This is a genomic window from Mesorhizobium sp. B2-4-2 (genome assembly GCF_006442845.1).
Taxonomy (GTDB): domain Bacteria; phylum Pseudomonadota; class Alphaproteobacteria; order Rhizobiales; family Rhizobiaceae; genus Mesorhizobium.
On the sequence record NZ_VFVM01000014.1, the window covers coordinates 14,991 to 29,158 of the forward strand.

The window sequence follows — 14,168 nt, forward strand, 5'->3', positions numbered from 1 at the left end:
CGGCCAAAACGGGAGGTTGAACATGAAATCCTTGATACGCAATGCATCCGTGGCCACCGCGGCGCTGCTGCTTGGCCTGACGGCGAGCACGATCGCGCGCGCCGACGACAAGCCGACGCTGGCCTTCGTCGTCAACGGCGCTTCCGACTTCTGGAAGGCGGCCGAAGCCGGCGTCAAGAAGGCGCAGGGCGAACTGCCCGACTACAATCTCGAGCTGAAATATCCCGAGCAGTCCTCGGTCGCCATCCAGCAGCGGCTGATGGACGATCTGGTCACCGCCGGCGTCAAGGGCATCATGGTTTCGGCCGTCGATCCCAAGACCTCGACCGACGGGCTGAACAAGATCGCCTCGGAAACGGCGCTGTTCACCACCGACAGCGACGCTCCGCAGACCAAGCGCGTCGCCTATATCGGCTCGTCCAATGTCGATGCCGGCAAGCAGGCGGCCGAAATCGCCAAGAAGGCGATGCCGGACGGCGGCAAGTGCCTCGGCTTCGTCGGCCTGCTCGGCGCCGACAATGCCAAGGAGCGCATCCAGGGCATGAAGGATGGCCTGGCCGGCACCAAGATCGAGCTCGTCGACGTGCGCGGCGACGACATCGACCAGGCCCGCGCCAAGAAGAACGTCGAGGACGCGCTCGTCGCCAGCCCCGACGTCACCTGCATGGTCGGCTTCTACTCCTACAACACGCCGCGCATCTATGAAGCGCTGCGCGATGCCGGCAAGCTCGGCTCGATCACCGTCGTCGGCTTCGATGACGATCCGATCACCCTGGGCGGCGTCAAGGAAGGCACCATTGCCGCCACCGTCGTGCAGCAGCCCTTCGAGTGGGCCTATCAGGGCATGAAGCTGATGGCATCCTATCTCAAGGGCGACAAGTCGGGCATCCCGGCCGACGGCCTCATCATCATCCCGACCAAGATCATCGGCAAGGATGACGTCGACGCCTACGCCGCCAATCTGAAGGCGATGGCTGGAAACTAAGACCGAAGGCAGAGCAGCCGGCTCAACGTCGCTTGAGCCGGCTGCTCTCGCATTGACGAACCCTTCGAGGCCAGTCAGTCTGCCAAGAGGTCGGCCCGCCAACGCTGTCAGGCATGATGAATTATTCCGACACATCCATCGCCGCGACCACCCCGTTCCTCAGTCTCGAGAACGTGCGCAAGACCTATCCGGGCGTCGTCGCGCTCGATGGCTTCTCGATGGAGGTCAGGCCGGGCGAGGTCATCGGCCTCGTCGGCGAGAACGGCGCCGGCAAATCCACCTTGATGAAGATCCTCGGCGGGGTGACGCGGCCCGACAGCGGCACCGTCACCGTCGACGGCACCGCCCATGGCGGCCTGAGCGTCGAGGGCAGCCTGGGCTCCGGCATCGCCTTCGTCCATCAGGAACTCAACCTGTTCGAGAATCTCGACGTCGCTGCCAACATCTTCTTCGGCCGCGAACCGCTGCGCGCCGGGCCGCTCAGGCTCGTCGACCGCGCCAGGCTGCGCGCCATGGTGGCGCCGCTCCTGAAGCGCGTCGGCGCCAATTTCTCCGCCGACACGCCTGTCGCCGAACTGTCGCTCGCGCAGCAGCAGATGGTCGAGATCGCCAAGGCGCTGTCGATCAAGGCAAGGCTGGTCATCCTCGACGAACCGACGTCGAGCCTGCCGATCGCCGAGACCGACAAATTGCTCGACGTCATCAGGGCGCTGAAGGCGGACGGCATCAGCGTCATCTTCATTTCGCATCGCCTGCACGAGGTCGAGCGTGTCGCCGACCGCGTCATCGTGCTGCGCGACGGCATGCTGGCCGGCACCTTGCCCAAGCGCGACATCAACCACGACCAGATGGTCAAGCTGATGATCGGCCGCATGCTGAAGGAGCGCGAGAAGGCTTCCGAGGCGGCCCGCGCCCCCGGCGCCGTCGCCCTATCGGCCAAGGCCATCCGCACCCCGACCTATCCTGGCCGCCCGGTAGATCTCGACGTCAGGCGCGGTGAAATCCTCGGCCTTGCCGGCCTTGTCGGTTCCGGCCGCACCGAGCTGGCGCGGGTGTTCTTCGGCATCGAAAGCAGCCTCGGCGGCACGCTCGAGCTCGCCGGCAAGCCGCTCTCCCTGAGCTCGGCGGCCGATGCCGTCGCGCACGGCATCTTCCTGGTGCCGGAGGACCGCAAGCTGACCGGCATCCTGCTCGACCTTTCGATCGCCCAGAACATTTCGCTGCCCAACCTGCCGGCGCATGCCAAGCGCTCCTTGGTGTCGACCAGCGCCGAAACGGCAACCGCCGAGAAGCAGAAAAAAGATCTCGGCATCAAGGCGCCCTCGGTGCAGACGCGCACCGGCACGCTGTCGGGCGGCAACCAGCAGAAGGTCGTGCTGGCCAAATGGCTGGCGATGAACCCCAAGGTGATGATCCTCGATGAGCCGACGCGCGGCATCGACATCGGCGCCAAGGCGGAGATCTACGGGCTGATGCGTGCGCTGGCCGACGCCGGCGTCGCCGTGCTGATGATCTCCAGCGACATGGAGGAGGTGATCGGCGTGTCCGACCGCATCGCCGTCATGCATGAGGGCCAGATCTCGGGCATTCTGGACAAGGACCAGTTCAGCCAGGAAAACGTGCTGCTGCTGGCGGTAGGCAAGCAGCCGAAATAATTCTGCCGCCGCGCCGCGGAAGCGCTCGGGCCGGCATTGGGGAGAAGATGATGAGCAAGAAAGATCTCGGCCTGCTGATCCTGATCCTGGTGGTCGGCGCCATCGTCGCCATCATCAATCCGCGCTTCCTGCTGCCTATCAATCTCGCCAACACCTCGAACCTGATCGGACTGTTCGGCATCCTGTCGATCGGCCAGGCCTTCGTCATCATCACCGGCGGCATCGAATTGTCGGTCGGCTCGCTGGTGGCGCTGCTGGGAACGCTTTTCATCGACTTCATCGCCGTGCGCGGCATGGAATGGCCGCTGGCCTTCGTGCTCATCCTGGTGCTCGGTGCCATCATCGGCCTGGCGCATGGCTGGCTGATCACGCGGCTCAAATTGCAGCCCTTCGTGGTGACCTTGTGCGGCCTTTTGATCTATCGCGGCGTCGCCCGCTTCTACACCGCCGACGGCACCGCCGGCTTCGCCTTCGGCCAGAATTTCCCGGAGCTCGAATTCTTGACCGCCGGCCGCTCCTGGGGCGTGCCGAACTCCTTCTTCGCCCTGATCGTCATCGCCATCGTCATGTGGGTGGTGCTGCACCGCTCGGTGTTCGGCCGCTATCTCTACGCCATCGGCAAGAACGAGGAGGCGGCGAAATATTCCGGCATCCGCACCGGGCGTGTCGTCATGGCCGCCTACGTCATCTGCGGGGTACTGACGGCGCTGTCGGCGATCTATTTCGCCATGTACACGCGATCCATCTCGCCGGCCAGCCACGGCCAGTTCTACGAGCTTTACGCCATTGCCGCGGCCGTGCTCGGCGGCTTCTCGCTGCGCGGCGGCGAGGGCTCGCTGATCGGCGTCATCCTCGGCACCGTGCTGCTGCAGGAGCTGCAGAACCTCGTCAATCTGCTCGGCATCCCGTCCTCGCTCAACTTCGCGGTGATGGGCGGCGTCATCCTCATCGGCGTGCTGATCGACCAGCAGTGGGGCGTGTTCCGCGCGCGGCGGCGCATGGTCGACGCCAGCCGCAAGAGCATCGCCGGGGCAGCGGCGGAATAGTCAGGGGCAAAAAGCCGCCGTCCGCCGTGGCCGTCGAAAGATAACGCCGCTCTATCTCGCCCGCCCCGCAATTCCGCTCGATCTGTTGTCGGCCGTATCTGTGCGGCCCCAAGTGACTTGAGTGCAAAAGGGGGGCGGCATCGCGAAAACGGTCTTGCGAGCTTCCATCCGGATTGGAACGAAACCCTTATCTGGGCGTTGTTCAAAGCTTTTCTATTCGGAGGCATGGTCATGGCTGCGAATCCGCTAAGCACCGCCAAGGTGGGAGGTCATCCCATCCATCCGATGCTCATTCCCTTTCCTGTCGCGTTCCTTGTCGGCGCGTTTCTCACCGATCTGATGTTCTGGGGCACTGCCGACGTCTTTTGGGCACGCGCGTCGATGTGGCTGATTGGAGCAGCCATCGTCATGGCTCTCCTGGCGGCGATTGCCGGCTTTATCGATTTCCTGAGCGAGCCGCGCATCCGCGCTCTGACGGACGCCTGGTATCACATGGTCGGCAATTTGACCGCCGTCGTTCTGGCGCTGATCAATTTCTATCTTCGCTACAGCCAAGGCGCCGAAGCGGCAGTTCGCCCATGGGGAGTGCTGCTTTCATTGATCGTTGTCTGCATCCTGCTGTTTACCGGCTGGAAAGGCTGGGAAATGGTGTACCGTCATCACGTCGCGGTTCTGGACGCGCCGACACAACCTTCGGCAACGCCGTCGGCCAGCACGCGTCGTGCCGATCACGACCGGCACGCGGCATAAAAGGAAGGTGTTTCGATGTTCAGGTCAGGCGAGCGCCACCTGACCATCAACACCTTTAGTCGATCAGCCCCGACATGTCGGAGAACGCCATCGCCTTGCGCAGCACCTCGGCAAAGCGCTCGCCTGCCGCTTCGCGCGAACCGCTATTGTCGATCGAGGTGACGCCGGGTCCGGAGAGCGTCACAGGGGCGCTGCGCGCCAGGCGTGCCAGAACCTCCCCGCGCGACTCGCGGCCACGCATCGCCAGCCGCCCGGCCAGCACATCGGGCGAAGCGGTGATCTCGACGACGGCCAGATTGGCATAGCGCTCCCGCAAGGCAGGAATGATCGCGCGCGATACGTTGGCGACAGCGACATGGCCGTTGGCCACTGCCCAATCGACCTCGGCCGGCAGGCCGTAGCGCAGGCCGTGCGCTTCCCAGGAAACGGCGAAGGCGCCGTCGGCTTCGGCCTCGATGAAGGCGGCATCGGCCAGCGTGTCGTGATCCTCGCTTGCCGTGTCGCTCGGTCTGGTGATGACGCGGCGCACGAACTCCAGCCGCGGCTCGTCGGCGAAAAGCGCCTTGGCATGGCCGATGATCGTATCCTTGCCGGCGCCGCTCGGGCCCACCACGGCAACGAAGACGCCGTCGCGTATCGGAAACGCCTCGGCCGACAGTTCACGCTCGATCAATGCCGAAGCCATCACGCGACCCGCCGCCCCTGCCGCCAGACCGTGCGCACCACCGGAACGTGGTCGTCGAGGCGCACGCGCACCAGGTCGGCCCGGCGGCCCTCTTCGATGACGCCGCGATCGGAAAGACCGACGGCCTCGGCCGGGTTCTTGGACACCATTGCCACCGCCTGCGGCAGGGAAATGCTATCGACGACGTCGCCGAGAAAGAAGGCGGACTGGATCAGGCTGAAGGGGATGTAGTCGGACGACAATATGTCGAGCAGGCCGTCGCTGGCCAGCGTGCGCGCCGAGACGTTGCCCGAATGCGAGGCGCCCCGCATGACATTGGGCGCGCCCATCAGCACGCCGAGCCCTGCATCCTTCGAAGCCCTGGCGGCTTCCTCGGTGGTTGGGAATTCGGCAACGCGCACGCCTTGCTCGATGGCTTCGTCGACATGGCCCGTCGTCGCATCGTCATGGCTCGCAAGCACGATGCCGCGCTCGTGGCAGGCGGCGGCGATGAAGACGCGGTTCGGGGCCGAATTCCGGGCCGATTCGCCCATCCGCTTCTCGCAGAATTTCTGGAAATCGTGATCGGTCAGCTTCAGCTTGCGCTGATAGTAGTAGGCGTAGGTTTCGAGGTTGACGAACTGGCGCTGGCCTGGCGCATGGTCCATCAGCGAGGCGAGCTTCACCCGTTCGTCCGTCTCGAAATTGGCGAAGGCCCTGAGGCAATCCGGCGCCGAGACCTCGCAGCGTAGATGGATGAAATGATCGGCCCGCAATCGATCCATCCGCACGCTGTCCTCGATCGCATCGGCGAGCTTGCGGATGTCGGCGGCGTTGAGATCGGCATCCTCGTCCATGCCGACACGCAAGGCGTCGAGCACGGTGGTGATGCCTGCCGTCGCCACCTGCGCGTCATGGGCGAGCACGGCGGCGATCGGGTTCCAACGCACCTTGGGCCGCGGCGCATAGTGGCCTTCCAGGTGATCGGTGTGCAGCTCGACCAGTCCCGGAATGATGAAGTCGCCAGCCATGTCCTCGCCGGCTCGCACGACGCCGGCGGATATGTCGGCGATCAGACCGTCACGCATCACGAGCGAACCGTCGATGATCTCGTCGGCAAGAACGATGCGGGCGTTGCTCAGAATGGTGTCGGCGGTCATCTTAGGCAGTCCTTGGTTTTTTCTCGCCTTTGCGGCTTGTTGCTTCAGGCGGTTTTTCTGGCCGGACGGCGCCCGAGCGCGTGCTGGGAAAGCACCATGAACGGGGCGCCGGGTTCGGGCTCGATGAACAACGTCAGCGCGTCCACCGGAACCGGCTGGCGCAGCACCTCGGTGAACAGGCCCTCGATTGCCAGGCGAAGACGATGGCTTTCCTGTGGCCCGGCCCTGCCGGACAGCGTCATGTGAAAGCGGAAGCTCTCGAAGACGTAAGGATAGCCCCATTGGCAGAGATTGCGGAATTCGCCCGGCTTCAGCGAGTCCGGGCTGCGCCGCTCGATCTCGGCCTCCGTCAACGGCGCGCGAAAGCGGTCGAAATCGCGCACCACATCATCGGCGAAGCGATTGAGCGGAGGCAATGGCGCCTCCGGCACCAGTGCGAAGAAACCGTCGATCTGGCTGACGACGAGACGCGGGATCATCACAACGGGCGTCGCCTGGGCAAAGGCGTCGAGCGCTGCGCGCAACGAGGCTTCGGTTTCGTTGGCCGCTAACCGGAAAGGGGCTTTCAGCGTTGCGTGAAAACCATAGCGCCGTGCCGATGCGGTGTGGAAGGCGACTTCCGCCGCCGACAAATCGCCCACCGCCTCCACCGGTCGCGTCGCGGCGCCGAACGGGTCACGGCCCAGCCAGTTGGCGGCGATCCGCGCCAATTTTTCGTCCTGTTGGGGGGTGAAGTAGATGGCGTAGCGCATCGAAAATCCTCGTCAGCCCGTTGCCATAGGTGATTTCCATGACGGATTGACGAAGCTTTGAAGGGTTTTCGAAGGCAAATCGACCCCGCCGGTCCTTAGCCGACGATTTTTCTGATCTGGACCAACAGGTTCAGCCGTGAACGCGCAACGGTCAGGCCTTCATCAGCCATTCGTGCTCGGGCGCATTGTGGAATTTCCACGTCCGCTTCGGGCCGGCCATGACGTTGAGGTAGTAGAGGTCGTAGCCATGGCAAGCCGCGCAGGGGTGATAGCCCTTGGGCACCAGCACGACGTCGCCGTCCTCGATCGCCATCGCCTCGTCCAGCGCGCGGGAGCCGTCCTTGTCGGCGTCGGTATAGACCCGCTGGAAAGCAAAGCCCTGCGGCGGGTTGAGGCGGTGGTAATAGGTTTCCTCGAGATAGGATTCGTTAGGGAGATTGTCCTGGTCGTGCTTGTGCGGCGGATAGCTCGACGTATGGCCGCCGGGCGTGATGACCTCGACCACCAGCAGCGAATCGGCCGGCTTGCCCTCGGGCAGGATGTTGGTGACGTAGCGCGTATTGGTGCCCTTGCCGCGCACCTCCTGGCCGAGGTCGTCAGGCCCGATGACGCGAACCGGCAGGCCGCCGCTCAATCCCGGCGCCGAGCAGACCGCCAGTTCCAGTCCGCTATCAGCCGTCACCGACCAGTCCGATCCCTGCGGCACATAGACCGACCATGGTTTGCCTTCGAAGGGCGACATGCGCTGGCCGAGCAGGCCGAGATCCTTGCCGCCGGCCGCGACCGTGCCCTTGCCGGTGACGAACACCAGGCAGACTTCGCGATCGTCCGTTGTTCCCGAAGCCGTTTCGCCCGGTTTCAGCCGATGCAGGTCGAACCCGACATAGGTCCAGCCGGCGCTTTGCGGCGTGACGTGCGCGACACGGCCATGGCCCTTGTCGGCTTTGACCAGCAGCTTCGACATCCGGTTACTCCTTCGGTTCGACTTCGGCGGGCGCCTTGTTCTCGTCGGCCGGCTTGTAGAGATAAAAAAACTGCCAGACGCCATAGCCGGCGAAGCCCAGCGCGATCACGCCCCAGAACGGCGTGCCGCTCGCGAATTCGATGATCGACCAGATGACGCACACCGCGACGACGGCGACACGCCGCCACAATGGCCGGAAGAAGGGGTGCTCGGAATCTTTCATCGCGGCAACCTACAGCAAGCCCGGCCTGGCGAGAACCCGATCAGACATCGGGGAAGCCCTGCGTCTCGACCGTATAGCCGGCCGCCGTCATCACCCGCATCAACTCCTTGTGGCCCACCTGCGCCATCTTGAGCGGCGGGTTCTTCTTCGGGTCCTGTTCGGCCTCGACCACGAACCAGCCTTCATAGCCGTGGTCGGCGAAACGCTGCACGATGGCGCCGAAATCCAGCGAGCCGTCGCCCGGCACGGTGAAGGCGCCAAGCGCCACCGCGTCGAGGAAGGACTGCTTCGTGCGGTCGAGCTTCTCGATCACGCCCATGCGCACATCCTTCACATGCACATGGCTGATGCGCTTGTGGTGATTGTCGATGGCGCGCAGCACATCGCCGCCGGCAAAGGCCAGATGGCCCGCATCGAGCAGCAGCGGAATGCCCGCTCCGGAATGGCGCATGAAGGCGTCGAGCTCCGGCTCGGTCTCGACCACCGCCGCCATGTGATGATGATAGGAAAGCGGCATGCCTTGCTCGGCGCACCATTCGCCGAATTCGGTCAGGCGCCTGGCATAGGCCTTCATCTCGTCGCTCGAGAGTTTCGGCTTGGTGGCGAGCGGCTTCGAGCGGTCGCCCTGGATCGAACGGCCAACCTCGCCATAGACGATGCAAGGCGCGTTGACCGCCTTGAACAGGTCGATCATCGGCTGGATGCGATCCTTGTTCTTGCTCATCTCCTCGTCGACCAGCGTGCCCGAGAACCAGCCGCCGCACAGCGTGACGTCAGCCGCCTTCAGGATCGGCAGCATCACCTTGGGGTCCTTGGGAAAGCGCCGTCCCATCTCCATGCCGGTGAAGCCGGCCGAACGCGACTGGCGTAGGCACTCCTCCAACGACACGTCGTCGCTGAGTTCCGCAAGATCGTCGTTCCACCACGCGATGGGGGACATGCCCAGTTTGGCTTTCAAGTCGTCACTCCGGTTCTTGTTCACCCTCCCCCTTGTGGGGAGGGTCGCTGCGAAGCAGCGGGGTGGGGGTGCGGCGCCAGACCCTACCCGGACCTTCGGTCCGACCTCCCCACAAGGAGAGGTAGGGGGTGGGCAGCGCCGAGATCAATCGCCGACGCTCTGCATCCGCCGCTTCTCGTCATAGACCTTGCGCGCCGCGTTCACTTGGCTGCGCTCGGAGACTTCCGGCACCGCCACGTCCCACCAGTGGCCGCCGGCATCGGTGGAGACCAGCGGATCGGTGTCGATGACCAGCACCGTGGTGCGGTCGTTGCCTTTCGCCTGAGCCAGCGCCGTCTCCAGCCCTGCGATCGACGAGACCTTCTCGGCGATCGCCCCCATGCTCGCGGCGTGCGCGGCAAAGTCGACGTCGGGCAGCACCTCGTGGCGCGCGTCCTTCAGGAGATTGTTGAAGTTGGCGCCGCCGGTCGCCATCTGCAGCCGGTTGATGCAGCCAAAACCCCTGTTGTCGAGCAGCACGATGGTTAGCTTCAGGCCGAGCATCACCGAGGTGGCGATCTCGGAATTGAGCATCAGATAAGAGCCGTCGCCGATCATGACGACGACCTCTTCCCCGGGCTTGGCCATCTTGGTGCCGAGCCCGCCGGCAATCTCGTAACCCATGGTCGAGAAGCCGTATTCGGCATGATACGAGCCGGGCGCGCCGGCCTGCCAAAGCTTGTGCAATTCGCCCGGCAGCCCGCCGGCGGCGTTGAGCAGCGTCACGCCGGAGCCCATGGCGCGTTGCACGGCGCCGATCACCTGCGCGTCGGAAGGGTAGGCGGCATTGGTCGACGCCGTCACCTTGGCGGCTTCGGCCTGCCATTCCTTCTTGCCGGCTGCCGCATTGTCGGTCCAGGCGGATGGCGCCTTCCAACCCTTCAGCGCGGCACCGAGTTCGGCCAAGCCTTCGGCCGCGTCGGCGACCAGCGGCGATGCCCGATGCTTGCCGGCATCGAAAGGCTGCACATTCAAGCCGATGATGGTCTTGCCCGAATTCTTGAACAGCGCCCAGGAGCCGGTGGTGAAATCCTGCAGGCGCGTGCCGATGGCGAGCACGACATCGGCCTCTTCCGCCAGCCGGTTGGCGGCCGACGTGCCGGTGACGCCGATCGCCGCCATGTTGAGCGGATGATCGTCCGGCAGCGAGGATTTGCCGCCCTGCGTTTCGCAGACCGGAATGCCGGCGCCTTCAACGAATTTCGCCAGTTCGTCCGAGGCCCGAGAATAGAGCACGCCGCCGCCGGCGATCACCAGCGGCTTGCTTGCGCTCTTCAGCGCTGCAACCGCAGCCGCCAATTCAGCCCGATCCGGGCGCGGCCGGCGCTGGCACCAGACCCGTTCGGCAAAGAAGCTCTCGGGATAGTCATAGGCCTCGGCCTGCACGTCCTGGCAGAGCGACAAGGTCACCGGCCCGCATTCGGCCGGGTCGGTCAGCACGGCCATGGCGCGGTTGAGCGCCGGGATGATCTGCTCCGGCCGCGTGATGCGGTCGAAATAGCGCGACACCGGACGAAAACAGTCATTGACCGTCGCCGTGCCGTCGGAAAAATCCTCGGCCTGCTGCAGCACCGGGTCGGGAATGCGGTTGGCGAAGACGTCGCCCGGCAGAAACAGGACAGGCAACCTGTTTACATGCGCAAGTGCCGCCGCCGTCACCATGTTGAGCGCGCCGGGTCCGATCGAGGAGGTGGCGGCCATGAAGCGGCGACGGAAATTGGCCTTGCCATAGGCGATCGCCGCATGCGCCATCGCCTGTTCATTGTGGGCGCGGAAGGTCGGCAGTTCGTCGCGCACTTGGTAGAGCGCCTCGCCGATGCCGGCGACATTGCCGTGGCCGAAGACGGCCCAGACGCCGCCGAAGATCGGTACCTTTGCGCCGTCGATCTCGGTCTTCTGTTTGCTCAGGAAACGGGTCAGCGCCTGCGCCATCGTCAGGCGGATTGTCTTGCTCATTGGTTTCCTCCGCAGTCCCAGTGCCCGTGCCTTCTTATGCTGCTTTACGGCCGCGCGCGGCAAGCCATGCCTCGGTCAGCTGCTCGAAGCGCGATGCCATGTCGGCAACCGCTTCGTCGTCCGACATCCTGCCGGAAAGCCATTGTTCGGCGGCGTTGATGAAGATGGTGCGGCCGACCGCGAAACCCTTCACGATAGGCGCCTTGGCCGTCGCTGCGAAGGCGGCCTCCAACTCGTCCTGCGGCGCCTCCAGGCCGAGCAGCACGACGCCGCGGCACCAGGGGTCGTTCTTCAGGATCACGGCCTCGATCTTCGTCCACGCGCCTGCGGATGCCTGCGGTTCGAGCTTCCACCAATCCGGCTTGATGCCGAGCGCATAGAGTTCCTCAAGCGCACGCGGGATGGTCGTGTCGTCGAGCTTGCCGTGCTTGCCGGCGATGATCTCGATGAGAAGCTCCCTGCCCACTTTCCGCGCGGCCTCGAACAGAGCGCGTAATTTCTGCTGCTGTTCCTCCTTCAAGCCCGGCGGATCGTCGGGATGATAGAAGCAAAGGCATTTGATGCAGTGGTCGACCGGCCATTCGGTGAGCTGCGAACCGATGTCCTGCGAGAATTCGAAGCGCAGCGGCCGCGAGCCCGGCAGCTCCACCGGCCGCCCGAGCCAGGCAAAGGAATGCCTGGCGAATTCGAACATCGCCTCGCGGCCATGCCTCTCGTCGAGCAGCATGCCGTAGCCCTCGCGCCCGGCGGCGACCTTGGCCGCCGCTTTCACCGTCAGCACCTTGAAATCCTCTATGCGCGAGGCATCGGCGCCGGTCTTGGCCGCCACGTCCTCGAGCTGCACCCGGTGGTCGCAGGCGAACGCCATCAGCGAGGGAATGTCGTGCCGGCGCGTCGTTGCCCAGTGGATGTGGTTGATCGCCTCGTCCTTGCGCAAGGCCAGATGCCTGCTGCCGTGTTTGAGGAAGAACTGCAATTCCTCGAAGGTCGGATATTCCGGCGCACACAACAGCCGCGACACGGCGAAGGCGCCGCAGGCATTGGCCCAGGTTGCCGCCGTGGCAAGGCTTTCGCCGCCCAGCCAGCCGCGCAGGAAGCCCGACATGAAGGCATCGCCGGCGCCAAGCACGTTGTAGATCTCGATCGGAAAACCCTTGCCGACCACGCCGTCCTCGAGATCGTCGCTGATCGGCCCGTCATAGACGATGCAGCCCATGGCGCCGCGCTTCAAGACGATGGTGGCCGGGGACAGCGAACGGATCGTCTTCAGGGCGCTCAGGCAGTCGTCGGCGCCCGAGGCGATCATGATCTCTTCCTCGGTGCCCACGACGAGGTCGCAATCGGGCAGCACCGTCTTCAACTGCGCCGAGACGCGGTCGGACTTGACGTAGCGCTCAAAACCCTCGGCGTGGCCGGCCAGGCCCCAGAGGTTCGGCCGGTAGTCTATGTCGAACACGACCTTGCCGCCCTTGGCCTTCATGATGCGGATCGCCTTGCGCTGGGCGGCATCGCTGTTGGGCCGGGAAAAATGCGTGCCGGTGACGACGACCGCGCGAGCCGAGGAAATAAACGTCTCGTCGATGTCCTCCTCGGCCAGCGCCATGTCGGCGCAGTCGGAGCGGTAGAAGATCATCGGCGAAACGCCTTCGCTCTCGACCGAAAGCAGCACCAGCGCGGTCAATCGCTCCTTGTCGGTCTTCAGCCCGTCGGTGTTGACGCCTTCGCGCTTCAATTGTTCACGGATGAAGCGGCCCATCTGCTCGTCACCGACCCGCGTCAGCAGCGCCGAACGCAGGCCGAGCCGCGCCGTGCCGACCGAGATGTTGGCCGGGCAGCCGCCCACCGACTTGGCGAAGGAGGTGATGTCCTCCAGCCGCGAGCCGATCTGCTGGCCATAGAGGTCGACGGAAGCCCGCCCGATGGTGATGACGTCGAGCGCAGCGTATTTCGCGTCCACGGCTTCGCTCATTGGAACCTCCCGTCGGGCCTGTTATGTTGGGGTACACGCGCGAGCGGCAGCGTGGCGCCGAAAAATATGAAATAATAATTCCAATCCATAGTCAATATGGAATGAGCATTCCCCGATCTAAAATCGCCTTTTGCCTTCCACTCAGGCCTTGCGCCCTTTGCCGGGGTTGCGCCGCTTCTCGCCGACGCCAACGGTCAGCGCCATGGCCAGCGCCATCGTCGCCGATAGCGAGCGGAAGCCGGCAAAATCCGCCTCGGCAACCTCGAACCAGACGCTGGCGAACTGAGCAAGCGGTGAAAACGAGCTGTCGGTGATGGCAATGATCGGCACGCCCTGTTCCGAAATCGTGCGCGCCTCCTCGATCGTGGCCGGCGCATAGGGCGAGAAGGAAATGGCGACGACGGCATCCGCGGGCGTCGCAAAGCTGACCATCTCGGCGTTGAGACCGGCGGCTGATTCGATCAGCTGGTTGCGGATCTTCAGCTTGCCAAGCGCATAGGCGATGTAGGACGCCACCGGATAGGAGCGCCGCTTGGCCAGCACATAGATGGTCTGTGCCTTGGCCAGCAGGGAAATCGCTTCTTCCAGATGCGCGTCGTCCAGCGTGCGCGAAATGTCGTTGAGCGAGGTGCTGGCGGCGGCGACGAAGCCGTCGAAGATCGCCCGGTGGCCGGCGCCGCCCTCGGCCTTGGCGCGCAGCGCCTGCAGCCGTTCGTCATAGGAGGAGTTGCGCTCGCGCAGCCGTTCGCGAAACACCTGCTGCAGGCTGGTGAAGCCGTCAAAGCCGAGCTGCTGGGCAAAGCGGATCAGCGTCGAGGGCTGCACGCCGGCCGAGGCGGCAATGCTGGCGGCGGTGCCGAAGGCGATATCGTCGGGATTGTCGAGCGCATAAGCGGCGATCTGGGCGATGCGCTTGGGCAGGCTTTCGCGCCGATCGAGGATCGTGGCGCGCAGCGTCTCGAAGTCGCGAGGTACCCGTTCGTCCATCGTCGGCCCGTCCAAGCTCATCGGTGAAGCGTCCTCTCTGCCCCATCATAGCGAGGCTGC

The 14,168-nt window shown here is 64.6% G+C and carries 13 protein-coding genes; 4 read left to right on the forward strand and 9 right to left on the reverse strand.

The features are described from left to right. The first annotated feature begins 22 nt into the window (after window positions 1-22). From FJ942_RS24625 to FJ942_RS24640, 4 genes are all read left to right on the forward strand, one after another. Entirely contained in the window at window positions 23-985 is a 963-nt protein-coding gene (locus FJ942_RS24625; RefSeq protein ID WP_140491278.1) for a sugar-binding protein, read from the forward strand. Window positions 986-1,101: 116 nt separating this feature from the next. Beyond that, window positions 1,102-2,640, forward strand: a complete 1,539-nt coding sequence (locus FJ942_RS24630; protein WP_140899300.1) for a sugar ABC transporter ATP-binding protein — start codon at window positions 1,102-1,104, stop codon at window positions 2,638-2,640. 50 nt (window positions 2,641-2,690) lie between these two features. Continuing rightward, the gene (locus FJ942_RS24635; RefSeq protein WP_140517717.1) at window positions 2,691-3,686 is read left to right on the forward strand and encodes an ABC transporter permease; all 996 of its coding nucleotides are present in this window, start codon (window positions 2,691-2,693) and stop codon (window positions 3,684-3,686) included. A 231-nt stretch (window positions 3,687-3,917) separates the two neighbouring features. Then, the gene (locus FJ942_RS24640; protein ID WP_140517718.1) at window positions 3,918-4,436 is read left to right on the forward strand and encodes a DUF2231 domain-containing protein; all 519 of its coding nucleotides are present in this window, start codon (window positions 3,918-3,920) and stop codon (window positions 4,434-4,436) included. 55 nt (window positions 4,437-4,491) lie between these two features. Here FJ942_RS24640 and phnN read toward each other — a convergent pair whose 3' ends face one another. The 9 genes from phnN to FJ942_RS24685 form a co-directional block, all read right to left on the reverse strand. Next, window positions 4,492-5,124: a phosphonate metabolism protein/1,5-bisphosphokinase (PRPP-forming) PhnN gene (gene phnN, locus FJ942_RS24645; RefSeq protein ID WP_181168445.1), complete on the reverse strand. Its 633-nt coding sequence runs from the start codon at window positions 5,122-5,124 to the stop codon at window positions 4,492-4,494. Then, a complete protein-coding gene (locus FJ942_RS24650; RefSeq protein WP_140676501.1) occupies window positions 5,121-6,260 on the reverse strand; it encodes an alpha-D-ribose 1-methylphosphonate 5-triphosphate diphosphatase in 1,140 nt (379 codons plus the stop codon). The genes phnN and FJ942_RS24650 overlap by 4 nt, the downstream gene beginning before the upstream one ends. 44 nt (window positions 6,261-6,304) lie before the next feature. Beyond that, complete coding sequence (locus FJ942_RS24655) at window positions 6,305-7,012, reverse strand: DUF1045 domain-containing protein (protein WP_140899251.1); 708 nt, start codon at window positions 7,010-7,012, stop codon at window positions 6,305-6,307. Between the two features lie 151 nt (window positions 7,013-7,163). After that, window positions 7,164-7,976, reverse strand: a complete 813-nt coding sequence (gene iolB, locus FJ942_RS24660; protein WP_140671616.1) for a 5-deoxy-glucuronate isomerase — start codon at window positions 7,974-7,976, stop codon at window positions 7,164-7,166. Between the two features lie 4 nt (window positions 7,977-7,980). Next, window positions 7,981-8,199, reverse strand: coding sequence for a DUF3329 domain-containing protein (locus FJ942_RS24665; protein ID WP_140491266.1), 219 nt, complete (start codon window positions 8,197-8,199; stop codon window positions 7,981-7,983). A gap of 40 nt (window positions 8,200-8,239) precedes the next feature. After that, a complete protein-coding gene (gene iolE / locus FJ942_RS24670; protein ID WP_140671618.1) occupies window positions 8,240-9,157 on the reverse strand; it encodes a myo-inosose-2 dehydratase in 918 nt (305 codons plus the stop codon). Window positions 9,158-9,301: 144 nt separating this feature from the next. Beyond that, the gene (iolD, locus tag FJ942_RS24675) at window positions 9,302-11,152 is read right to left on the reverse strand and encodes a 3D-(3,5/4)-trihydroxycyclohexane-1,2-dione acylhydrolase (decyclizing) (RefSeq protein ID WP_140899253.1); all 1,851 of its coding nucleotides are present in this window, start codon (window positions 11,150-11,152) and stop codon (window positions 9,302-9,304) included. Window positions 11,153-11,186: 34 nt separating this feature from the next. After that, window positions 11,187-13,121 (reverse strand): 5-dehydro-2-deoxygluconokinase, encoded by a 1,935-nt coding sequence (gene iolC / locus FJ942_RS24680; protein ID WP_140899255.1) that lies wholly within the window; start codon window positions 13,119-13,121, stop codon window positions 11,187-11,189. A gap of 141 nt (window positions 13,122-13,262) precedes the next feature. Beyond that, window positions 13,263-14,108 (reverse strand): MurR/RpiR family transcriptional regulator, encoded by an 846-nt coding sequence (locus FJ942_RS24685; protein WP_181165350.1) that lies wholly within the window; start codon window positions 14,106-14,108, stop codon window positions 13,263-13,265. Window positions 14,109-14,168: the final 60 nt, after the last annotated feature.

Bases quoted from the DNA above. Each gene is read 5' to 3' on its own strand.
- iolD (WP_140899253.1), bottom strand. From the start codon at position 11,152: ATGAGCAAGACAATCCGCCTGACGATGGCGCAGGCGCTGACCCGTTTC.
- FJ942_RS24630 (WP_140899300.1), top strand. From the start codon at position 1,102: ATGAATTATTCCGACACATCCATCGCCGCGACCACCCCGTTCCTCAGT.
- iolC (WP_140899255.1), bottom strand. From the start codon at position 13,121: ATGAGCGAAGCCGTGGACGCGAAATACGCTGCGCTCGACGTCATCACC.
- FJ942_RS24635 (WP_140517717.1), top strand. From the start codon at position 2,691: ATGAGCAAGAAAGATCTCGGCCTGCTGATCCTGATCCTGGTGGTCGGC.
- FJ942_RS24625 (WP_140491278.1), top strand. From the start codon at position 23: ATGAAATCCTTGATACGCAATGCATCCGTGGCCACCGCGGCGCTGCTG.
- FJ942_RS24650 (WP_140676501.1), bottom strand. From the start codon at position 6,260: ATGACCGCCGACACCATTCTGAGCAACGCCCGCATCGTTCTTGCCGAC.
- FJ942_RS24655 (WP_140899251.1), bottom strand. From the start codon at position 7,012: ATGCGCTACGCCATCTACTTCACCCCCCAACAGGACGAAAAATTGGCG.
- FJ942_RS24665 (WP_140491266.1), bottom strand. From the start codon at position 8,199: ATGAAAGATTCCGAGCACCCCTTCTTCCGGCCATTGTGGCGGCGTGTC.
- iolB (WP_140671616.1), bottom strand. From the start codon at position 7,976: ATGTCGAAGCTGCTGGTCAAAGCCGACAAGGGCCATGGCCGTGTCGCG.
- FJ942_RS24685 (WP_181165350.1), bottom strand. From the start codon at position 14,108: ATGGACGAACGGGTACCTCGCGACTTCGAGACGCTGCGCGCCACGATC.
- FJ942_RS24640 (WP_140517718.1), top strand. From the start codon at position 3,918: ATGGCTGCGAATCCGCTAAGCACCGCCAAGGTGGGAGGTCATCCCATC.